At 71.6% G+C, this 21,486-nt stretch carries 18 protein-coding genes and 2 pseudogenes; 13 read left to right on the top strand and 7 right to left on the bottom strand.

Annotated elements, in window-relative coordinates; translation table 11 throughout:
- Window positions 1-18 precede the first annotated feature (18 nt).
- Together IEZ01_RS14625 and IEZ01_RS14630 are read right to left on the bottom strand one after the other, a co-directional pair.
- A complete protein-coding gene (locus IEZ01_RS14625) occupies window positions 19-2,004 on the bottom strand; it encodes an ABC transporter ATP-binding protein (RefSeq protein WP_019889597.1) in 1,986 nt (661 codons plus the stop codon).
- On the bottom strand, window positions 2,001-3,800 hold the full coding sequence (locus tag IEZ01_RS14630) for an ABC transporter ATP-binding protein (protein ID WP_019889598.1): 1,800 nt from the start codon (window positions 3,798-3,800) through the stop codon (window positions 2,001-2,003). The genes IEZ01_RS14625 and IEZ01_RS14630 overlap by 4 nt, the downstream gene beginning before the upstream one ends.
- 162 nt (window positions 3,801-3,962) lie before the next feature.
- On the opposite strand from IEZ01_RS14630, the pseudogene IEZ01_RS35645 reads away from it, so the two are divergent.
- Window positions 3,963-4,635 (top strand): annotated as a pseudogene (locus IEZ01_RS35645) (ABC transporter ATP-binding protein).
- 10 nt (window positions 4,636-4,645) lie between these two features.
- Here IEZ01_RS35645 and glgX read toward each other — a convergent pair.
- Window positions 4,646-6,874 (bottom strand): glycogen debranching protein GlgX, encoded by a 2,229-nt coding sequence (gene glgX, locus IEZ01_RS14645; RefSeq protein WP_028798001.1) that lies wholly within the window; start codon window positions 6,872-6,874, stop codon window positions 4,646-4,648.
- Window positions 6,875-7,041: 167 nt separating this feature from the next.
- On the opposite strand from glgX, the gene IEZ01_RS14650 reads away from it, so the two are divergent.
- From IEZ01_RS14650 to IEZ01_RS14675, 6 genes are all read left to right on the top strand, one after another.
- Window positions 7,042-8,307 carry a L,D-transpeptidase gene (locus tag IEZ01_RS14650; RefSeq protein ID WP_189201991.1) on the top strand — a complete coding sequence of 422 codons (1,266 nt, stop codon included), beginning with the start codon at window positions 7,042-7,044 and terminating at the stop codon, window positions 8,305-8,307.
- Between the two features lie 200 nt (window positions 8,308-8,507).
- Entirely contained in the window at window positions 8,508-9,761 is a 1,254-nt protein-coding gene (locus tag IEZ01_RS14655; protein ID WP_189201992.1) for a L,D-transpeptidase, read from the top strand.
- Between the two features lie 76 nt (window positions 9,762-9,837).
- The gene (locus IEZ01_RS14660) at window positions 9,838-10,605 is read left to right on the top strand and encodes an enoyl-CoA hydratase/isomerase family protein (protein ID WP_019889604.1); all 768 of its coding nucleotides are present in this window, start codon (window positions 9,838-9,840) and stop codon (window positions 10,603-10,605) included.
- Between the two features lie 249 nt (window positions 10,606-10,854).
- A complete protein-coding gene (locus IEZ01_RS14665) occupies window positions 10,855-11,358 on the top strand; it encodes an ATP-binding protein (protein ID WP_019889605.1) in 504 nt (167 codons plus the stop codon).
- Between the two features lie 384 nt (window positions 11,359-11,742).
- Window positions 11,743-12,477: a polysaccharide deacetylase family protein gene (locus IEZ01_RS14670; RefSeq protein ID WP_373287612.1), complete on the top strand. Its 735-nt coding sequence runs from the start codon at window positions 11,743-11,745 to the stop codon at window positions 12,475-12,477.
- Window positions 12,477-13,661 (top strand): YncE family protein, encoded by a 1,185-nt coding sequence (locus IEZ01_RS14675; RefSeq protein WP_189201998.1) that lies wholly within the window; start codon window positions 12,477-12,479, stop codon window positions 13,659-13,661. The genes IEZ01_RS14670 and IEZ01_RS14675 overlap by 1 nt, the downstream gene beginning before the upstream one ends.
- A gap of 73 nt (window positions 13,662-13,734) precedes the next feature.
- Here the strand turns inward: IEZ01_RS14675 and IEZ01_RS14680 are convergent, their stop codons facing one another.
- Both IEZ01_RS14680 and IEZ01_RS14685 read right to left on the bottom strand, forming a co-directional pair.
- Complete coding sequence (locus IEZ01_RS14680) at window positions 13,735-14,931, bottom strand: cytochrome P450 (protein ID WP_189202001.1); 1,197 nt, start codon at window positions 14,929-14,931, stop codon at window positions 13,735-13,737.
- Entirely contained in the window at window positions 14,912-15,631 is a 720-nt protein-coding gene (locus IEZ01_RS14685) for a cyclodityrosine synthase (RefSeq protein WP_189202003.1), read from the bottom strand. Before IEZ01_RS14685 ends, IEZ01_RS14680 begins: the two co-directional genes overlap by 20 nt.
- Window positions 15,632-15,911: 280 nt before the next feature.
- Between IEZ01_RS14685 and IEZ01_RS14690 the strand changes: the two genes are divergently transcribed.
- Entirely contained in the window at window positions 15,912-16,127 is a 216-nt protein-coding gene (locus IEZ01_RS14690; protein WP_019889610.1) for an EF-hand domain-containing protein, read from the top strand.
- 325 nt (window positions 16,128-16,452) lie between these two features.
- On the opposite strand, the gene IEZ01_RS14695 is transcribed toward IEZ01_RS14690, so the two are convergent.
- The gene (locus IEZ01_RS14695) at window positions 16,453-17,148 is read right to left on the bottom strand and encodes a Crp/Fnr family transcriptional regulator (RefSeq protein ID WP_189202005.1); all 696 of its coding nucleotides are present in this window, start codon (window positions 17,146-17,148) and stop codon (window positions 16,453-16,455) included.
- A 123-nt stretch (window positions 17,149-17,271) separates the two neighbouring features.
- On the opposite strand from IEZ01_RS14695, the gene IEZ01_RS14700 reads away from it, so the two are divergent.
- The 4 genes and pseudogenes from IEZ01_RS14700 to IEZ01_RS36045 form a co-directional block, all read left to right on the top strand.
- A complete protein-coding gene (locus IEZ01_RS14700) occupies window positions 17,272-17,994 on the top strand; it encodes a hypothetical protein (protein WP_189202007.1) in 723 nt (240 codons plus the stop codon).
- Window position 17,995: 1 nt separating this feature from the next.
- Window positions 17,996-20,080 carry a hypothetical protein gene (locus IEZ01_RS14705; protein ID WP_189202009.1) on the top strand — a complete coding sequence of 695 codons (2,085 nt, stop codon included), beginning with the start codon at window positions 17,996-17,998 and terminating at the stop codon, window positions 20,078-20,080.
- Window positions 20,077-20,586 carry a Pycsar system effector family protein gene (locus tag IEZ01_RS14710; RefSeq protein WP_019889614.1) on the top strand — a complete coding sequence of 170 codons (510 nt, stop codon included), beginning with the start codon at window positions 20,077-20,079 and terminating at the stop codon, window positions 20,584-20,586. The genes IEZ01_RS14705 and IEZ01_RS14710 overlap by 4 nt, the downstream gene beginning before the upstream one ends.
- An 88-nt stretch (window positions 20,587-20,674) precedes the next feature.
- Window positions 20,675-21,064 (top strand): annotated as a pseudogene (locus tag IEZ01_RS36045) (SseB family protein); the annotation flags it as partial.
- 31 nt (window positions 21,065-21,095) lie between these two features.
- Here the strand turns inward: IEZ01_RS36045 and IEZ01_RS14715 are convergent.
- Complete coding sequence (locus IEZ01_RS14715) at window positions 21,096-21,254, bottom strand: hypothetical protein (RefSeq protein WP_229832954.1); 159 nt, start codon at window positions 21,252-21,254, stop codon at window positions 21,096-21,098.
- A gap of 78 nt (window positions 21,255-21,332) precedes the next feature.
- On the opposite strand from IEZ01_RS14715, the gene IEZ01_RS36050 reads away from it, so the two are divergent.
- Window positions 21,333-21,486, top strand: a 154-nt coding sequence (locus tag IEZ01_RS36050) for a transposase (RefSeq protein WP_189202012.1), incomplete at its 3' end; no start/stop codon positions are given.

Genomic DNA, 21,486 nt, shown 5'->3' on the forward strand with positions numbered 1-21,486 from the left:
CAGGTCGCACAATGCCGGTCACACCAGGCTCTCGCGCCACGCGCGGTGCAGCCCCGCGAACCTCCCCGTGCCGCCGATCAGCTCGGCCGGCGCACCGTCCTCCACGATCCGGCCCGCCTCCATCACCAGCACCCGGTCCGCGATCTCCACCGTCGACAGTCGGTGCGCGATCACCACCGCCGTACGGCCCGCGAGGACCGTGTCCATCGCGCGCTGCACCGCCCGCTCACCGGGTACGTCCAGCGAGCTGGTCGCCTCGTCGAGGATCAGGACCGCCGGGTCCGCGAGCAGCGCACGGGCGAAGGCCACCAACTGCCGCTGGCCCGCCGAGATCCGGCCGCCCCGCTTGCGTACGTCCGTGTCGTAGCCGTCCGGCAGGCCGGTGATGAAGTCGTGCGCGCCGATCGCCTTGGCCGCCTGCTCGATCTCCTCCCGGGTCGCCTCCGGCCGCCCGATCGCGATGTTGTCCGCGACCGTCCCGGAGAACAGGAACGACTCCTGCGTCACCATCACCACGCCCCGCCGCAGCTCCGGCGTGGCCAGCTCGCGCAGATCGACGCCGTCGAGGAGGACCCGCCCGCCGGTCGGGTCGTAGAACCGGGCCAGCAGCTTGGCCAGGGTCGACTTGCCCGCGCCGGTCGACCCGACCACGGCGACGGTCTGCCCGGCCGGGATCGTCAGACCGAACCGCGGCAGCACCTCACCGCCGGTGCGGTACGCGAACCGCACGTCCTCGAAGACGACCTCCCGCCCCGCACCGCCCCGCCTCGGCGGCAGCGCGCGCGGCGCGGACGCCTCCGGGACCGACGGGACCTGGGCCAGCAGCCCGGCGATCTTCTCCAGGGACGCGGCCGCCGACTGGTAGGAGTTGAGGAACATCCCGAGCCGGTCGATCGGGTCGTACAGCCGCCGCAGGTAGAGCACCGCCGCCGCCAGCACACCCAGCGCGAGGGCGCCGCTCGCGACCCGGTGGGCGCCCCACAGGACCATGCCCGCGACGGCGGTGTTCGCGATCAGGCGCGAGCCGACGACGTACTGCGCCATCTCCAGCATCCCGTCGGCGTTCCGGCGGGCGTGCCGGTCGTTCAGGGCCCCGAACTCGGCGTCGTTGACCCGCTCCCGGCGGAACGCCCGCACCGGCCGGATGCCGTTCATCGTCTCCACGAACTTCACGATCACGGCCGCGATCGCCGTCGACCGGGCGGCGAAGACGACCCGCGAGCGGCGGCGGTAGCGCCGGACCATCAGGAACAGCGGCAGCAGCGAGGCCAGCGCCACGGCGCCGGTGCCCAGGTCGAGCCAGAGCAGCATCACCGAGATGTACCCGAACGCGAGCACGACCCCGACCAGCTCCTGGAGCCCCTCGCCGAGCAGTTCCCGCAGCGACTCGACGTCGGTGGTGGAACGGGAGATGAGCCGGCCGGAGGTGTACCGCTCGTGGAAGTCGACGCTGAGGGCCTGGGCGTGCCGGAAGATCCGCCCGCGCAGGTCGAGCAGCACGCTCTGGTTGACGCGGGCGGAGGCGCGGATGAACGCGTACTGGAACAGCCCGCCCCCGAGCGCGCAGCCGACGTACCCCGCGCCGACGGCGACGAGCGGCCCGTAGTCGTCCTGCCGCAGCGCGGGTACTCCCCGGTCGATGGCGTACGCCACGAGCAGCGGCCCCGCCTGCACGGCGGCCTGATGAAGGAGCAGCAGCACGGCGCAGAGCGCCACCCACCACCGGTGCTCCCGCAGCAACGACCGCAACAGCGCCCCCGTGGCCCCCGGGGGCGTCGGCAGATCGTCCTCGCCGATCCTGTCCGTCCCGTCGGTCGCACCGGTCCCGTCGGTCGCACCGGTCCCGTCGGTCGCACCGGTCCCGTCGGTCGCACCGGTCGTGCCGGTCGCGTCGGCGTCGCGGCCGGGGCCCGAACCCCGGCCCCCATCGGTCGCGTCCTCCTCCGGAGCGGGGCCTCCGCCCCCGCTCCCGCCCGGGACCGGCGCCGTCGTGGGTGTCGTCATCGTGAGCCGCCGCCTTCCGCCTCCGTGCCCGACATCAGCCAGGCGTACTCCGCGCTCTCCCGCAGCAGTTCGTGATGGGTGCCCACGGCCGTGATCCGGCCGCCCGACAGCAGCGCCACCCGGTCCGCGAGCTGCACCGTGGACGGCCGGTGGGCGACGACCAGGGCCGTCGTGCCGCGCAGCACGTCCCGCAGGGCCGCCTCCACCAGCGCCTCCGTATGCACGTCGAGCGCGGACAGCGGGTCGTCCAGGACCAGGAAGCGCGGCCGGCCCACGACCGCGCGGGCGAGGGCCAGGCGCTGGCGCTGGCCGCCGGAGAGGCTCAGCCCCTGCTCGCCGACCTGGGTGCGCACACCGTCCGGCAGGCCGTCCACGAACCCGGCCTGGGCCACGGCCAGCGCCCGCCGCAGCGCGCCCTCGTCCGCCTCACCGCCCGCGCCCATCAGCACGTTCTCGCCGACGCTCGCCGAGAACAGCGTCGGCTCCTCGAAGGCCACCGCGACCAGCTCCCGCAGCCGCGACCGTTCCATCGTGGCGATGTCCTCGCCGTCGAGCAGGATCCGCCCGGCCGTCACCTCGTGCAGCCGTGGCACCAGCGCGGTGAGCGTCGTCTTCCCGGAGCCGGTCGCGCCGACCAGCGCCATCGTCTCGCCGGGGCGGACGTGCAGATCGATCCGGGCGAGCACGGGGTCCGTACCGGGGGGCGCGTCCGGGTACCGGAAGGTGACGCCGTCGAACCGCAGCCCGCCGCCCGGGGCCTTGACCGACTCTGCCCGGGGACGGCACGCGGGCTCCTCGACCGGCTCGTCGAGGACCTCGAAGTACCGCTCGGTCGCCGTCGCCGCCTCCTGCGTCATCGCCAGCAGGAAGCCGATCGACTCCACCGGCCAGCGCAGCGCCAGCGCCGTCGACAGGAACGCCACCAGCGTGCCCGCCGACATCGCCCCGTCCGCCACCCGCACCGTGCCCAGGACCAGCGCGGCGCCGACCGCCAGCTCCGGGACGGTCATGATGACGGCCCAGATCGCGGCGAGCAGCCGCGCCTTGTCCAGTTCCGTACCGCGCAGCCGCACCGCCAGCGTGCGGAACGCCTCCGCCTGTGCGCGGTGCCGGCCGAAGCCCTTGACGACCCGGATGCCGAGGACGCTCTCCTCGACCACCGTGGTCAGATCGCCGACCTGGTCCTGGGCGCGGCGGGCCACCAGCGCGTACTTCGTCTCGAAGAGCGCGCAGATCACGATCAGCGGGACGACCGGCACCAGCAGGATCAGGCCCAGCAGCCAGTCCTGCGCCAGCAGGACCGCGCAACCCGCCACCACCGTCACGCCGTTGACGACTATGAACATCAGCGGGAACGTCAGGAACATCCGGAGCATCGCCAGGTCCGCCGTCCCCCGCGACAGCAGCTGCCCCGAGGGCCACCGGTCGTGGAACGCCACCGGCAGCCGCTGCAGATGCCGGTAGAGATCCGCCCGCATCGCCGCCTCGACCCCGGTCAGCGGCCGGGCCACCAGCCACCGGCGCAGACCGAACAGCAGCGCCTCGGCGACACCGAGCAGCAGCAGATACAGCGCCCCCAGCCACACCCCGCCCGGGTCCCGCTCGGCGACCGGCCCGTCCACCATCCACTTCAACACCAGTGGAATCAGCAGGCTCAAACACGACGCGGTCACCGCCACGACGCCCGCGGCGAACCACCGCGCCCGTACCGGCCTGAGGTACGGCCACAGTCTCAGCAGGGTCCGTACGGACGAAGCACCCTTGGTTTCCTTGGCGGTTGCATGGTTCTCCGGCATCAGGCCCGAGCCTACGGTTCACCCCTGACAACGCCCACCGGTTTTTGCCCGCCGTCCCGGCACGCCCGCGCGGGGTCGTACCCGCCATCAGCCGATCGGACGATGCCCGTTCGAGCCCGATGGCCGATGCTCCGCCCCCGTCCCGACCGGCAGGCTCGCAGCATGGAAATCATCGAGGTCAGCGGGCTGGCCAAGGCCTACGGCGGCAGGACGGCCGTCGCCGACGTGTCCTTCACGGTCGGCGAGGGTGAGATCTTCGGCATCCTCGGCCCGAACGGCGCCGGCAAGACCACCACCGTCGAATGCATCGAGGGGCTGCGCGTCCCCGACGCCGGCACCGTCCGGGTCGCCGGCCACGAACCCCGTGGCCGACCGCGAGCAGGTCACCCGGATCCTCGGCGCGCAGCTCCAGGAGAGCGAGCTGCAGGCCAAACTCACCGTCCACGAGGCCCTGGAGCTGTACGCGGCCTGCTACCCCGCACCGGCCGACTGGCGGACGCTCGCCGAACGCCCCGGCCTCACCGACAAGCTCTCCACCCGCTTCGGAAAGCTCTCCGGAGGCCAGAAACAGCGCCTGTTCATCGCCCTCGCCCTCGTCGGCGACCCCAGGGTCGTCGTCCTCGACGAGCTCACCACCGGCCTCGACCCCCGCGCCCGCGAACGCGAAGTCCTCGAACTCGTCGCCAAGGGCACCTCCAACCGCGAGATCGCCGCCGAACTGTTCATCAGCGAGGCCACCGTCAAGACCCACCTCACCCACGTCTACGCGAAGCTCGGCGCCAAGGACCGGGCGGCCGCCGTCGCCGTGGCGTACGAGCGGAAGATCCTGGGCTGACGGGGCCCGCTCAGGTCCGCACCCGCAGCAGCAGCACCGAACGCGCCGGCACCGTCACGCTCTCCCCGCCCTGGTGGATGCTGCCCGGCGCGTGCGACTGGTCCTCCCGGGAGGTGTCCACCACCAGCTCGTACGCCTCCGCCCACGGCGGGCCCGGCAGCCGGCACTCCAGCGGCTGGTCCCCGGCGTGCAGAAGTGTCAGAAAGCTGTCGTCGGTGATCTGCTCGCCGCGCGCGTCCCGCCCCGGTATGTCACGGCCGGACAGGTAGAGCCCCAGCGTCGCCCGGGGCGCGTACCAGTCGGCCTCCGTCATCTCCTTGCCCTCGGCGGTGAACCACGCCAGGTCCCGCAGCCCGTCCGCGCCCTGCGGCCGCCCGTCGAAGAAGGCGCGGCGGCGCAGCACCGGATGGGTGTGGCGCAGCGCGAGGAGCCGGGTCGTCAGCTCCAGCAGCCCGCCGGGTCCCGGCTGGTCGAGCAGCGACCAGTCCAGCCAGCCGATCTCGTTGTCCTGGCAGTAGGCGTTGTTGTTGCCGCCCTGCGTGCGGCCCATCTCGTCGCCCGCCACCAGCATCGGCACCCCGGTCGACAGCAGCAGGGTGGTGAGCAGGTTGCGGATCTGCCGGCGGCGCAGTGCGGTGATCCGCTCGTCGTCGCTCTCGCCCTCCGCCCCGCAGTTCCAGGCCCGGTTGTCGTTCGTGCCGTCCCGGTTGCCCTCCCCGTTGGCCTCGTTGTGCTTGTGCTCGTAGGTGACGAGGTCGCGCAGGGTGAAACCGTCGTGGGCGGTGATGAAGTTGATCGAGGCGTACGGCCGCCGCCCGCCCCAGGCGTACAGATCGCTCGACCCCGACAGCCGGTAGCCCAGGTCCCGTACGTCCGGCAGCGCGCCGCGCCAGAAGTCCCGTACCGCGTCGCGGTAGCGGTCGTTCCACTCCGTCCACAGCGGAGGGAACGCACCCACCTGATACCCGCCGTTGCCGACGTCCCAGGGCTCGGCGATGAGCTTGACCCGGCGCAGCACGGGATCCTGGGCGATCACCGCCAGGAACGGCGAGAGCATGTCGACGTCGTGCATGGAGCGGGCCAGGGCCGCCGCGAGGTCGAAACGGAAGCCGTCGACGCCCATCTCCGTGACCCAGTACCGCAGCGAGTCCGTGATGAGCCGCAGCACCTGCGGCTGGACCACGTGCAGGGTGTTGCCGCAGCCGGTGTAGTCGGCGTAGCGGCGGGCGTCCGCCTGGAGGCGGTAGTAGCCGCGGTTGTCGATGCCCTTCAGGGACAGCGTCGGCCCCAGTTCGCCGGCTTCCGCGGTGTGGTTGTAGACGACGTCGAGGATGACCTCGATGCCGGCGTCGTGCAGCGCCCGCACCATCCGCTTGAACTCGCCGACCTGCTGCCCGGCGGTGCCGGAGGCGCTGTAGGCGGCGTGCGGCGCGAAGTAGCCGATGGAGTTGTAGCCCCAGTAGTTCTTCAGGCCCCGGCGCAGCAGATGGTCCTCGTGGGCGAACTGGTGCACCGGCAGCAGCTCGACCGCCGTCACCCCCAGCCGTACGAGATGCTCGATCGCCGCCGGATGCGCGAGCCCCGCGTACGTGCCCCGCAACCGCTCCGGGATCCCCGGATGCAGCTTGGTGAACCCCTTCACGTGCAGCTCGTAGATGACCGAGTCGGGCCACGGCGTCTTGGGCCTGCGGTCGTCCGCCCAGTCGTCGTCGTCCTGCACCACGACGCCCTTGGGGACGTACGGCGCCGAGTCCCGCTCGTCGCGCACCGTGTCGGCGACATGCTGCTGCGGCCAGTCCCGGACGTGCCCGTACACCTCCGGCGGCAGCGTGAACTCCCCGTCCACCGCTCGTGCGTACGGGTCCAGGAGCAGCTTGGCCGGATTCCAGCGGCCCCCCGTCCACGGGTCCCAGCGGCCGTGCACCCGGTAGCCGTACCGCTGCCCCGCCGCCACTCCCGGCACGAAACCGTGCCAGATCTCGTGGGTCAGCTCGGTCAGCGGCAGCCGGGTCTCCGTGCCGTCCGGGGCGAACAGGCACAGCTCCACGGCCTCCGCACCGCCCGCCCACAGTGCGAAGTTCGTACCCGCGACCCCGTCCGGCCCGACCCGGCACCGGGCCCCCAGCGGCGTCGGCGCGCCCGGCCACACCACCGGCCCCGGCCGCTCCCGGACCTGCTCCACGGCAGGGGAGAGCACCGCTCCCTCCCGTACCGCCTCCTGCTCGGCTGCGCTCGACACCTGTCGGCCTCCCGCGGCTCGTCGGGCCCTGTGTGCCGCGGGCGCCGACGGCGTCCCGGCCGTGGCTCCCCGCACATGGTCCTCCACCTGTTCTGCCCGGAGTGGTCCACTCCCAACATGACCCGCACGCACGTTTCCCCTGGAGGGTGGTGGTCGTTGGGCCACGCGTGAGACACGTACTGAAGCGGACGCGCACCGGTGTGGTCCTGGCTTTCGCGGTGGCCGCCCTGACGGCCTCCCTGGCCGGCTGCACCGGAGGCGGTGACGGTGGTGGCGACGACGCGCCTGGCGGCCGCGGGACCCTCGGCCTGCCCGGCAAGGCCCGGGCGCCCGGCGACATCATCCGGGTCACCCCCGAGGACGGCACCAAGAACGTTCCGGCGGACGGCCCCGTCGAGATCAGGGTACCCAGCGGCCGCCTCGAACGGGTCAAGGTGGTCCAGGTCGAGGACGCCCAGCGCGCGGAGGTCCCCGGCGACATCAGCGAGGACGGGCTGCGCTGGCGGCCCGCCGAGGGGGCGAGGCTCGCGCTGGCCGCCAAGTACAGCGTCGACGCGGTCGCCCTGGATGCCCACGGCCGCCGTTCGGCCCGGCACACCACCTTCACCACCTTCGTGCCGGAGGAGAGGTTCATCGGCTACTTCAAACCGGAGAACCGTTCGATCGTCGGCACCGGCATGATCGTTTCATTCACCTTCAACCGGCAGATCGACAACCGCGCCGCGGTCGAGCGCGCCATCCGTGTCACCTCCGACCCGCCGGTGGAGATCAAGGGCCACTGGTTCGGCAAGGACCGGCTCGACTTCCGCCCCGAGGAGTACTGGCGGCCCGGCACCGAGGTCACCGTCGACCTGGCGCTGCGTGATGTGGAGGGCGCCAAGGGGGTGTACGGCATCCAGCGCAAGACCGTCGGCTTCAAGGTCGGCCGCTCCCAGGTCTCCCTCGTCGACGCGGCCGCCCACACCATGGAGGTGCGCCGCGACGGAAAGCTGGTGAGCACCCTGCCCATCACGGCCGGGGCGCCGAAGACGACCACGTACAACGGCAGGATGGTGGTGACCGAACTGTTCGACGTCACCCGGATGAACGGCGCCACGGTCGGCTTCAAGAAGAAGGACGGACAGGGCGAGTACGACATCAAGGACGTGCCGCACGCGATGCGGCTCACCGCCTCCGGGACCTTCCTGCACGGCAACTACTGGGCCGACCCCGCCACCTTCGGCAAGGCCAACGTCAGCCACGGCTGTGTCGGCCTGCGCGACGAGAAGGGCGGCAGCCCCGACACCCCGGCGGGCTGGTTCTTCGACCGGACCCTGGTCGGCGACGTGGTCGAGGTGGTCAATTCCCATGACCAGAAGGTCGCTCCGGACAACGGCCTCGGGGGCTGGAACCTGGACTGGACCCAGTGGAAGGCCGGATCCGCCCTGGGCTGACCCCCGCCCCGACGCCCCCCGCGCCCCTTGGACCCCGCCCGTGGCACCCCGTCCGTCCCGGACAAGTTGGGACTGAACGGTGACATTCGCGGTGAACGCGAGCTGTCCGCGGTGTGATTATCTATCGCCGTGCGTGCGAGAGGAGTGCGCGGGGGTGCGGGCCATGGCGTTGCCTGGCCGTGCGAGGGGAGACGGACATCGTGAACGGGCAGCCGATATCGGGAGCATCGGCAGGGGTGGGCGGCAGGCGGCGCGGGGGCACCGGTCTGCTGGCTCTGGTACTGGGGGCGCTGCTGCTCCTGGTGACGGCCTGCGGCGGCGGCGACGCCGCGGGCAGTGGCAAGAACGGCGGGGGGAAGAAGGAGGGCGGCGCCGCCGCCGAGAACTCCGCCTCCCAGGCCGTGGTGACGGTCTCCCCGAAGGACGGCGCGGAGTCGGTCGCCACCAGCGGCGCCCTCAAGGTGACCGCCGCCCAGGGCGCGCTGACCACGGTCACCGTCACCGACTCGAAGGGCAACGCCGTCGAGGGCAAGATGGGCGCGGGCGGCGCCAGCTGGGAGCCCGTACGGCACCTGTCCGCCGGCACCAAGTACAAGGTGCACGCGGTCGCCAAGGACGCCGAGGGCCGTGAGTCGGCGAAGGACACCACCTTCACCACGCTCGTCCCGAAGAACACCTTCATCGGCCACTACACGCCCGAGGACGGCCAGACCGTCGGCGTCGGCATGCCGGTCTCCATCAACTTCACCCGCGGCATCACCGACCCGCAGGCCGTGGAGAACGCCATCAAGGTGACGGCCGTGCCGGCCGTGCAGATCGAGGGCCACTGGTTCGGCAACGACCGCCTCGACTTCCGCCCGGAGAAGTACTGGGCCGCGGGCACCAAGGTGACCGTGGAGCTCAACCTGGACGGCGTCGAGGGCCGCCCCGGCGTCTACGGCAAGCAGAAGAAGAAGATCAGCTTCACCATCGGCCGCAGCCAGGTCTCCACCGTGGACGCGAGCGAGAAGACCATGAAGGTCGTCCGGGACGGCAAGACGATCCGTACGATCCCGATCACCGCGGGCGCGCCGTCCACGACGACGTACAACGGCGAGATGGTCATCAGCGAGAAGTACAAGGTGACCCGGATGAACGGCGCCACCGTCGGCTTCGGGGGCGAGTACGACATCAAGGACGTGCCGCACGCGATGCGTCTGTCGACCTCGGGCACCTTCGTCCACGGCAACTACTGGGCCTCGAGCGGCACCTTCGGCTCGGCCAACGTCAGCCACGGCTGCGTCGGTCTGCGGGACGTGCGAGGGGCGGGCAACGGCGGGACGCCGGCCGCCTGGTTCTACAACAACTCGATCATCGGTGACGTCGTGGTCGTGAAGAACTCCAAGGACAAGAAGATCAAGCCGGACAACGGCCTGAACGGCTGGAACATGCCCTGGTCGGAGTGGATCAAGTAAGCGTTCCGCGCGGGGGCCCGGTGCTGTGACCGACAGCACCGGGCCCCCGCGCGTTAACGAGGGCTAACCTGCCCCCATGACCGTTTCTCTCGAAGTCTCCGAAGGTGTCGGCACGATCCGCCTGGACCGCCCGCCGATGAACGCGCTCGACATCGCGACCCAGGACCGGCTGCGCGAGCTCGCCGAGGAGGCGACCCGCCGGGACGACGTCCGCGCGGTGATTCTGTACGGCGGCGAGAAGGTGTTCGCGGCCGGCGCGGACATCAAGGAGATGCAGGACATGGACCACACGGCCATGGTGCTGCGCTCCAAGGCCCTCCAGGACTCCTTCACCGCCGTGGCTCGCATCCCCAAGCCGGTCGTCGCGGCGGTCACCGGATACGCCCTCGGCGGCGGCTGCGAGCTCGCGCTCTGCGCCGACTTCCGGATCGCCGCCGAGGGCGCCAAGCTCGGCCAGCCGGAGATCCTCCTCGGCCTGATCCCCGGCGCGGGTGGCACCCAGCGTCTGTCCCGCCTCATCGGCCCCTCCAAGGCCAAGGACCTCATCTTCACCGGCCGTATGGTCAAGGCGGACGAGGCCCTGGCGCTCGGCCTGGTCGACCGGGTCGTCCCCGCGGACGAGGTGTACGAGCAGGCCCGCGCCTGGGCCGCCCGGCTCGCCCAGGGCCCGGCCCTCGCCCTGCGGGCGGCCAAGGAGTCGGTGGACGCCGGTCTGGAGACCGACATCGACACCGGCCTGACCATCGAACGCAACTGGTTCGCCGGGCTGTTCGCGACGGAGGACCGGGAGCGCGGAATGCGCAGCTTCGTGGAGGAGGGCCCGGGGAAGGCCAAATTCCTCTGATCAACCCCGAGTTGCTCCGCGTCAACCATGTGGGTGGTTTAGCCACGCCTTAAGGCAGCCTTAAGCCGTCGCGACCGGTGATCATCCGTGATCGTCCGTGCGCGCGGTGTCATCGCAGGTGGGCATGGGTGCGAGGCCATTTGCATGCCGCAGGCATATGCCGATCGACGCCTCCGGGGCCGTCAGCTCCGGGGGACCGATTCCCCGGGAACGGCCCCGTGGGCCCCTTTGGGCAGCCATGATGGGGGCATGGCGGGCCTGGAGGACATGGAGCAACCGCGGCAGCGTGGCGGCGCTACGGCCGCGCGGTGGGCGCCGGCCGTCGACGACGAACAGGCGCTGAAAGTACTCGAGTTGTTCGGCAATCCGGTCGAGGGTGAGGTGCGGCTGCCGTCCCGGCCCGAGTCCGCCGCCACCGCCCGCCGCCTCGCCCAGTGCGTGGTCCTGCGCCAGTGGGGGCTCGGCCCCCAGGTGGCCGAGCACACCGTGCTGCTCGTCTCCGAACTCGTCGGCAACGCCGTCCGGCACACCGGCGCCCGGGTCTTCGGGCTGCGTATGCTCCGCCGCCGCGGCTGGATCAGGATCGAGGTGCGCGACCCCTCCCGGGGGCTGCCCTGCCTGATGCCGGTGGGTGAGCTGGACACCAGCGGCCGTGGCCTCTTCCTCGTCGACAAGCTCTCCGACCGCTGGGGCGTGGACCTGCTGCCGCGCGGGAAGACCACCTGGTTCGAGATGCGCGTGACCGACCGCTGATACACAGAAGCCCCCGTGCGGGGGCTTCTGTGTATGGAGCGCCGCGGATCGGGGGGGTGTATCCACGGTGCTCGGGCGACCTGAACCCGGGTCAATGGGGGTCGTGTCTCCGACTATGGCAGACGGGGGCCTTGCCGCCAAAAGAGCCTACCTGGGCAAATCAGACCATAGCGCCACAGTTAACCAGTGAATCGTAGGTGAGGTGAGCCACTGGCCTCATAAACTATGAATAAATATGGGGCGCGCTGATTGTTTCGACGCTCGTGATCTAGAGCGGAGCCCCCGCGACCCGAAAGGGCGCCAAGAGGGTCAATCACCCCGAACCAGTCTTTATCCCCCTTAAATGGTCGCGTGATCCTGACCGACCGCCGCGGCGCACTGCGGATGGGCGCTGCCGCCGCCGTCGCGGGAGCCCTCACCACCGCCTGCGCCGGCCACGACTCCCCACCGGTCCCCGCCGCGCCCGAGACCACCCCACCGGCGCCCGCCCCGGCCCCTGGGCCCCGGCGCTTCCCCGGACGGCCCGCGCAGATCACCCACGGACCCACCAGCCGCCCACGGGTCGCGCTCACCTTCCACGGCGGCGGCGACCCCGCCACCGCCCGCGCGCTGCTCGCCGAGGCCGAACGCGGCGGCGCCCGCCTGACCGTCCTCGCCGTCGGCAGCTGGCTCGACGAGCACCCCGCCATGGCCCGCCGCATCCTGGACGGCGGGCACGAGCTGGGCAACCACACCCAGCGCCACCTCGACATCAACGCCATGGCCGAGGACGAGGCCTACGCCGAGATCACCACCTGCGCGACCCGGCTGCGGCGGCTCACCGGCTCCATCGGCACGTGGTTCCGGCCCTCCCGCGCCAAGGCTGCCTCCCCGCTCGTCCAGCGGCTCGCCCAGCGGGCCGGCTACCCGCACGTCCTGTCGTACGACGTCGACTCGCTCGACTTCACCTCGCCCGGCGCCCCCGCCGTCCTGCGCACGGTCACCCGGCAGATCCGCAACGGATCGGTGGTGAGCCTGCACTTCGGCTACGCGGACACGGTCGCCGCCCTGCCCGCCCTGCTCGACGAACTCGACCGCCGCGGTCTGCGCGCGGTGACCACCACGGAGCTGCTGACCTGATGCTGCACCTGACCAAGCGATCGACGATCCTGCTCGCCGCCGCGCTGCTCGCCGCCCTCGCCGGCTGCGGGACCTCCTCGGACCGGGCGACGGACAGCAGCACGAAGGGCGCCGCGCCGCCCGGCGTGACGAAGAAGAAGCCGGCCACGCCACCCGGGCTCCCCGGCATGCCGCCCGTCCTCGACCCCAAGGACATCTACTCCGCCAACCGCCCAGGCAACCTCTCCCCGGTGGTCAAGGGCTTCCCGTCCCGGGTCTACGTCCCCAACACCAACTCCAACACGGTCTCGGTGATCGACCCGGCCACGTACAAGGTCGTCGAGACCATCCCGGTCGGCATCCAGCCGCAGCACGTCGTCCCCTCCTGGGACCTGAAGACGCTCTGGGTGAACAACAACCGCGGCCACACCCTCACCCCGATCGACCCGGCCACCGGCGTCGCCGGCAAGCCCGTCGAGGTGCACGACCCGTACAACCTCTACTTCACGCCCAACGGCAAGCACGCGATCGTCATGGCCTCCCTCGACCGCGAGCTGGTCTTCCGGGACCCGCACACCATGGACCGCGTCCACACCGAGCCGGTCTCCTGCTACGGCGTCAACCACGCCGACTTCTCCGCCGACGGCAAGTACTTCATCGTCTCCTGCGAGTTCTCCGGCGAACTCCTCAAGGTCGACACCGAGAAGATGAAGGTCATCGGCCAGCAGAAGCTGCCCTTCGAGGGCGCCATGCCGCAGGACGTGAAGATCTCGCCCGACGGCAAGACCTTCTACATCGCGGACATGATGGCCCACGGCATGTGGGTCCTGGACGGCGAGAAGTTCACCGAGCCCAAGCTCCTGCCGACCGGCAAGGGCTGCCACGGTCTCTACATCTCCCGCGACTCCAAGGAGATGTACGTCCCCAACCGCGGCGAGGGCTCCATCTCCGTCTTCGACTTCGCCCAGAACAAGCTGGCCAAGAAGTGGTGGCTGCCCGACGGCGGCTCCCCGGACATGGGCGGCGTCTCGTCGGACGGCAAGGTGCTGTGGCTGTCCGGCCGCTACGACTCCGAGGTGTACGCCATCGACACCACGACCGGGAAGCAGCTCGCCCGGATCCCCGTCGGCGGCGGCCCCCACGGCCTCGCGGTCTACCCGCAGCCCGGCCGCTACTCCCTCGGCCACACCGGCGTCTTCCGCTGAAACTTGCTTTGGGCCGCCACGGCGGACGGCCCCCGGGCGCACGCACACCGGGGGCCGCCTCCTCACGGGCCGGTCACCACAACACCGGCAGCCGTTCCGGCAGCCGCTTGATGAAGCCCGTACGCCACACCAGCTGCTCCGGCGGCACCGCGAGCCTCAGCTCCGGCATCCGCTCCACCAGCGCCGCGAGCGCGGTCGCCGCATGGGCCCGCCCCAGCGCGGTGGCCGGGCAGAAGTGCCGCCCCGCGCCGAACGACAGGTGCGGATTGTCCTCACGCGCCAGGTCCAGGCGCTCCGGATCCTTGAAGACGGCCGGGTCGAAGTTGGCCGCCTCCACCAGTACGAGCACCAGCTCGCCCTTGCGGACCAGCGTCTCCCCGAGGCGTACGTCCTCCAGCGCGATCCGCGGCAGACCGTCACCGATGGACAGGTTCCAGCGCAGCAGCTCCTCCACCGCCCGGTCCATCCGCTCCGGGTGCTCGCGCAGGTACCCGATCAGCTCGGGGTGCTGAAGCAGCGCGAGCACCGCCAGGACCAGGAACGAGGACGTGGAGACCGCGCCCGCGCCGAAGAGCGAGACCGCGACCGTGGCGAGCATCTCGTCCGTCAGATGCGCCGACTCACGCTCCTCGCGCAGGGCGGCGAGCGCGCCCAGCAGACCGGAGCGCCGCTCCGGCGGGGCGTTCAGCCGGCGGACCATCAGGTCGACGTCCTTGTACCAGTTCACCCGCGACCCGTCGAAGGGCTCGGCGCTGGTCATGAAGGCGATGTCCAGACCGGACATCAGCCGCCGCCACTCGCCGAACGGCACCCCGATCACCCGGCAGTGCAGCGCCGCCGAGAAGGGGTCGGCGAACCCCGCCCGGAAGTCGGCCGGCGGGCCCTCGGTCAACAGCGCGTCGATGAGCTCGTCCGCCGTCGCGCGCAGCCACTCGGTCAGTCCGTCGGCGCGTGGGTTGAGCGCCTTCATCACCGCGCTGCGCAGCCCCGCACTGTTGATGTTCCCCATGTTGTTGACGACCTCGGGCGGGATCGTCAGCGCGTACTGCCTCGGCACCCCCTCGGACGCCGTGTGCCGCAGGCTGAACCGCTCGTCCTCCAGGACCTGTTTGGCCAGCGCGTGGCTGCTCACCAGCCACGCCGAGTCGCCGGTCAGGGTACGCACCCGGGCCACCGGGGCCTTCTCGCGCAGGGCCGCGCACTCGGCCGGCATTACGTCGCCACGCCGCGACAGCGGGAACTCCAGGGTCTCAAGCGGCTCGACGGTCATGGCCGGTGCTCCCTTCGGCGGGGCAGACGACGGCGTAGCCCTGGTTCCGGGCGGCGCGCAGACCGCCGCCCTTGGCGTAGAGCAGCTCGGTCAGCGGTATCAGCTGGTGGTAGCAGGAGACGGAGGAGGGCACGTCGAGGATGCCCGGGGTGTCCAGGAAGAAGGGGAGTTCGGCGGCGATGTAGTCGAGGCAGGCGGTCCGCTGCCGCTCGGTGACCGGGGCGCCGCCCGCGACCTTGGGGGCGAGGAAGGTGTCGACCATGGCGTCGCAGCCCTTGCGGAACTCGGCGTCCGTGGCCAGGAAGTGACGTACGCGGCGGTGCAGCAGGGTGTAGACCGGGTTGGCGGCGAACTCGGAGAGAGCCCGCACCCGGATCGGCACGCCTGGTGGCCCGGCCGCCTCCACCCCGGCCACCACCCTTCGGCGCACCGCCTTGAGCTCCTTGGCCGCCCGCCGCGCCGCGTGCTCCTCGTCATGGCCGAGCGCCGCGAACATCTCCGCGACGTGCAGGTCGGCATAGACGAAGTCCACCGCGGTGAAGCGCCGGGTGGCCCAGCGGGTCAGCTCGGCGATCCGGGCGGCGTTGAAGTAACTGTTGCCCGGCGAGACGCCGATGAGTACGTGATCGCCCTCGCCCCAGATGATGTTGCAGAGGGGGGTGAAGGGCCGGACCGTGAAGGTGTCTTCGATGAGAGTCACTGAGTGATCGCCCTCGCGTCGCTTGTCCCTGGGAGCCCTGTGCTCCTGGTGTGGCGACGACGGCATGAAGCTACGTGTGGCGCCGGAGAGTGACGAGAGCAATGCGCTCTGTTTGGCCGGAACTTGACTTTCCGTGGCGCGAAATATGCTTTCCGTGTTACGGAAGGGTGAACGGTATGGCCCGGCGAGGGCCGATCGAACCACGATGCGGGGCGCCACGAGCGCACCGATAATCTGACTCCCGTCAACAAGGGCACCAGAGAACACAGGGGTGGATGCAGTGGCGGACATCGAGTCGGCACGCAAGGCGTTCGAGCGGTTCGACGTGGACGGCGACGGTCAGATCACGGCCGCGGAGTACAAGAGCGTCATGGCGCAGCTGGGCGACTTCCACGTCACCGAGCCGGTGGCGCAGGCCGTCATCAACGCCCAGGACGGCAACGGCGACGGCAAGCTGACGTGGGACGAGTTCTGGACGCACCTCAACAAGGCGTGAGGCTGGGGGGCTTGGCGGCAGGCGGTCTGGCGGCGGTGGCTCCGGCCTGAGCGGTCGTGACGTCAGGCGGGTCTGGCCGCAGCGGGTTTGCCGGGGGCCTGCTGCATCGGCTCTGGCCCCGGCGGCCCGGCCGCAGCGGGCGTGACTTCAGGCAGGTCTGATCGCGACACGGCATGGTCCTCGACAGGGCCTCATGTCAGCCGGGTTCGGCTCGGCCTGAACGGGCCTGGCCGCAGCCGCCCTGGCCTGATTGGGCCCACAGGCCCAACCTCGTCGAGAGGCCTGACGGCGCCTGACGGCGCCGTCCGCCCGCCGCCCCCCCCCGTCAGCGGCCGCCCGCCGCCCGTGCGGCCAGCTTCGCCGGGGACAGGACGACCACCGCCCGGCGACGGGTTTCCACCGCACCCTCCTCGCGGAGCGTGCGCAGCGCCCGGGCCGCCGTGCGGGGCGACACCCCGAGCGCGTCGGCCAGTTCGGTCTGGGTCAGCCCGACCGGTGGCGTCCGCGTCGGCACCGGGCCCTGCCCCGATCCGTACGCGAGCAGTTCGAGCAGGAGCGCGGCGAGCCGGTCCGGGGTGTCCCGTACCGCCGTACGCAGCCTGCTCCGGTCCGAGGCGCGCAACCGGTCGGCGACCACGCCGAGCAGGGCGAGCGCAGCGCCGGGCGCCGACTCCAGATGGCGCAGGAAGGCCTCGCGGGTTATCACCCGCAGCCGCACCCGGCTGCCCGCCGTCACCCGGGCGAGCCGGGGATGCCCGTCGATCGCGGCCAGTTCGCCGACGACCGAGCCCGGTCCGCGCAAGGACAGCAGCACACCCCGGCCGTCCGAGTCCGGCAGGGCGACCTTGACCCAGCCGTCCAGGATCAGCAGCACATGGCGGGACTCCTCCTCCTCACGCAGCAGCAGTTCGCCCGGCTCCTTCGAGGCCGGTGTGCCGAGCCGCAGCACCTGGTCGAGCTCCGCCCCGCGCAGCCGGGCCAGATAGCTGTCCGGATTCCCGCCGGTCGTCCCGGTCGTCATCGCCATGACCTCCCGCCCCGGGGCCCCAACGGCGGCCCGGACTGCCCGTGTTGAACACGCCATCTGACATTGTCGCCCCCTCGCGGCCGACCGACGATGAGGAGGAACGCTCAAGGAGGCACTGTGCACACGGATGAGGCGGACGCCCGACGGGATCTGCTGCTGATCGACACCGAGGACTCCAAGTCCCGCAACGACAAAGGGCTGACCGCGGTGAGCGAGGCCCTCGACACGGTGATGTACGCCCTGCTCGACGCGGCCGGCGCCCGCCCGGACCACTGCGTGATCGCCTACCGTGGCGACGGCGCGCTCGTCGCCGTCGACCCGCGGGTACCGCTGCCCGTCCTGCTGCGGACCCTGCTCGTCACCGTGCCGGACGAGCTCGACGACCACAACCGGCGCACGCCCGGCCCGCCGGTACGCCAGCGCTTCGTACTGCACCGTGGCGCGGTGACGTTCCGCAAGGACGACGTCCTCGGCTTCGCGGTCAACGACGCCTTCGTCCTGCTCGGCAGCGACCCGCTGAAGCGGCGGCTGCGCGAGCGGCCCGAGGACGCCTTCGCGCTCTGCGTCTCCCAGGCCGTCTACGACGAGGCCGTCCGCCCCGACCACAAGGGCATCCGGCGCGAGCGCTTCCACCAGATCCTCGTGCGAAGCCGTGACGAGACCTTGCTGGGCTGGCTGTACGGCGAGAAACCCGCCGCCGCCGTCCCCTCCCACGCGGAGCCGTGGCGCGGGACGACCGCCGCCACCGTCACCGTCCGGGACATCCACGGCGGCGACAACATCATCGGCAACGTCTTCCACGGCGCCGTACACCACGGCGACGCGGGCCCGGAGGACTGACATGGCGTCGGACGAGAGGGACCCCGGCGGCCGCGCCGCCGGCCGGGGCCGCCGCACCGAGCGCGGCCCGCGCGCCGCCCTGACCCTTCAGGACATCCACGGCGGCCGCAACACCATCGGGAACGTCTACCACGGCGGTTACACCCACACCACGTACGTCCAGAGTGCCGACGCCCTGCCCCTGCTCGCCGGCACGATCAGCAAGGAACGCATCGCGGCCGTCGCGCGCGAGTACGCTCCCGGCCCCCGGCACGGCCACGCCCGGCAGGTCCTCGACGAGCAGCGCGTCGCCGTGCTGCGCGGGCAGCCGGGCACCGGGCGTACGACCGCGGCGATCCGGCTGCTGTCCGAGGCCACCGACCGGGAGATCTTCCGGCTCCCGGAGACCGCGGCCCCGATGGACGAGCTGGCCCGCCACTCCGGACCCGGCGGCTTCGTCCTGCCGCTGGCCAAGGACGGCGAGCCGCTGACCCGCACCACCCTGGAGGCGCTGGGCGCGCTGCTCCACGAACGCGACCAGTACGCGGTGATCGTCACCGACTACGGCGTACGCCTCAGCGACGTACCCAGCGTCGCCTGGGAGCCGGCCGCCCCTGAGGTCGTCCTCGGCCGGCATCTGCGGCTGCGGCTGGGCGACGACACGTACCACCGGCACGGGCAGGGCCTGCTCCAGCTCCCGGAGACCGAGGCCTTCCTCGACTCACCGCCCCGGCCGCGGGACTGCCGGGAGTACGCCACCATGCTGGCGTGCCACCACCACGGCACCGTCCCCCGCTCGGCGCTCGCCGCCTACGCGATCCGTACCGACCGCAGGAGGGTCGCGGACGCCTTGGGCAACTCCCATGTCTCGCTCTGGGACAAGGCGTTCCTCATCGCGCTCGCCTTCCTCGGCCCGGCGCCTTACCCGCTGCTCGTCGAGTGCGGCGATCAGCTCGCCGAGCTGCTGTACGCGAAGGAACGCGGCCGCCCGGAACCACGCGGCACCCTCTTCGACCCGGACCGGCTGCCCCGGCTGCTCGGCCTGGCCCACGCGGAGCTGATCCCGGCCGAGGGCACGCAGTGGGAGGGCCACCCCAGGGAGCTGGTCGCCTTCCGCGACCCGGACGACGTCCTCCATGTGCTGTCGCAGCTCTGGTTCGAGCACCCGGTGGTGCGGGGCCCGCTCAAGGAGTGGCTGGGCGGACTGGTGCCGCTGGGGGAGAACCCCGCCGTGCCGTTCCATCTTCTCGACCCCGCCGAGACCGCCCTGATGGACGGCCTGGGGGTGCTGACCGCCCTGGATCTGCGCGGGGTGGCCCGGCCGATGCTCGTCGACTGGGCCGGGAGCGAGAACGAGTCGACGGCCGCGGTCGCGGCGAACGCGCTGGGGCTGGCCGTGGGGGGCGACCAAGCGAGGGGCACCCAGGTCCTGGAGCTGTTGCGGGAGTTTCCCGAACGCGGTTCGCACTACCGCTGGGCGGCGCTGATCACCCTCCAGTGGTTCGACGGAACCCGCCATGGGGAGGTGCTCGACCTGCTGGAGCCGCTGATATGGCCGGAGGAGCACGAGCCGGACGAGGACGGGGCGGTGACGGAGGCGAGTCTGCACGGCACCGCCGGGTACGTCCTGTCCGAACTCGGTGTGACGGCGGACCCCGAGGGTGTCGCCGCCATCGTCGCCCGGGTGCACGAGTGGGTCACCCACCCCGAGGCCCGGCGGCAGCAGGTCGCCCTGGAGGTCCTGTGCCGGGCTCATGCCTGCACGCTGGACGACTATCCGGACGCCGAGCCCCTGCTGTTCGAGGTACTCCTCGACGCCGATCTCCCGTTCCCTGAGCGGACCAGGCGCGAGGCCCGCGCGATCTGGCACAAGGCCCTGTACGACCGGACCAACGAGCCGCATCTGATCACCGCACTCGCCGCCACCCTGCGGTATCCCCGCGCCCGCGACCAGGTCGCCCGGCTCGTCCCGGACCGCCCCGACCGCGTACGGCTCGCGACTGTCCTGGACGCCCTCACGGCTGCCGACCCCGCACTCGAAGAACACGCCGCACCGCTGCGCGCCGCCCTCGCGGCCGCGCCGGACCCGACCGGAGGCACCCCATGACCGCTCCCGTGCCCACACCCGCGGCCGAGCTGGCCGTACGGCTCCTCGACGAGACCCGGCGGGAGGTCTCCCAGGCCGACGTGAAGGCCTTCGGCCTGCTGACCGTGGCCGGCACCACCGGAGCCGTGGCCGCCGGGGCGCTCACCGGAGCGCACTGGCAGCCGGGCCGGCTGAGCTGGCCTGCCGAGATCCTGTGGTGGACGGCCTGCGCGGGCTGGCTCTTCGCGCTGCTCCTCCTGCTGGCCGCGGTCACCCCCCGCCAGCTGCGCGCCGACTGGAGCCCGGGCCACCCCATCGCCTACTTCGGCCACATTCACCGCACCGGCGGCGGCGCGGCCCTGACCGCCGCCCTAGCGGCGACGGCGGAGGACCCCATGACCGGTCTCGCCGCCGAACTCCACGCCGTGAGCCGCATCGCCGTGGCCAAACTCCGCTGCGTCCACGCGGCGGTCCTCGCCTACGTAACGGCCGTACTACTCCTGGCCCTGGCCGCCCTGATCGGCTGAGCCCTGGGGCCCAGCCAATCGCCTCAGCACTCGATGATGCCTAAACCCGGCGTTGCTCCCGGAAATGGTCGCGTGGCAGCATGCGCGAGTGAATGCGAACGGGGACGACATATCGAAGCCTCAACGGCTTTCGAATCTGAGCGAGTTGGGGGAAGTGCCGGTTCCGAAGTACCAGCTGCAGCTGAAGCAGCTGAAGGTGCCGGTGGCCCAGCCTGCGCCGACGGGGACCGTACCGGATGGGAAATCGGCCGGCGAGGTAGCGGCCGCGCGGCGGGAGTTTGCGCGGTTGCTCGGCGAATTCCGGCGTACTGCCGTGCTGGTGCCGTTCGACGACTACGGGAGTCTGTGGACCGCGGATTTCAACGGGGTGCGGTGCATCTGTGCGTTCTCGGACGATGAGGCGCTGGCGCGGTTCGCGGTCGCGCGGGGGGACGCTGGGCGTGAGTGGACGTACAGGACGATTCTGGGCGCGCGACTGCAATCACGGGCTCCACGCTACGAGGGGATACTCACTCCCGCGTCACCGTGGTGCTGGAGAACACGGGAGTGGGCAGGGGAACATCGTACGGCGGCCGGGCCAGGGCCTCATGAAGCATCGCCAGTACGACATCCGTGTGCGTGAGCCCGACCATCGCCGCCCCGACCGCGAAGTTGCTGTCACGGGACATGCCCGGCGTGAAGTTCCCCCCGCTGCCCGGACAGCCTGATACTGGGACGGACGGTCCCGGAGGAAGCAGTTCCAGGTAGTGAGCAAGAAGAGCAATACGAGCAAGCGGTACACGCCCGAGTTCAAGTGCGACGCGGTGGCTCTGGTGTACTCGTCGTGCAAGACGGTCACCGAGATCGCCCGGGACATCGGCGTCAGCCCCGAGGGACTGCGGAACTGGGTCAACCAGGACA

Source organism: Streptomyces purpureus (assembly GCF_014648195.1).
GTDB classification, from domain to species: Bacteria; Actinomycetota; Actinomycetes; order Streptomycetales; family Streptomycetaceae; genus Streptomyces; species Streptomyces purpureus.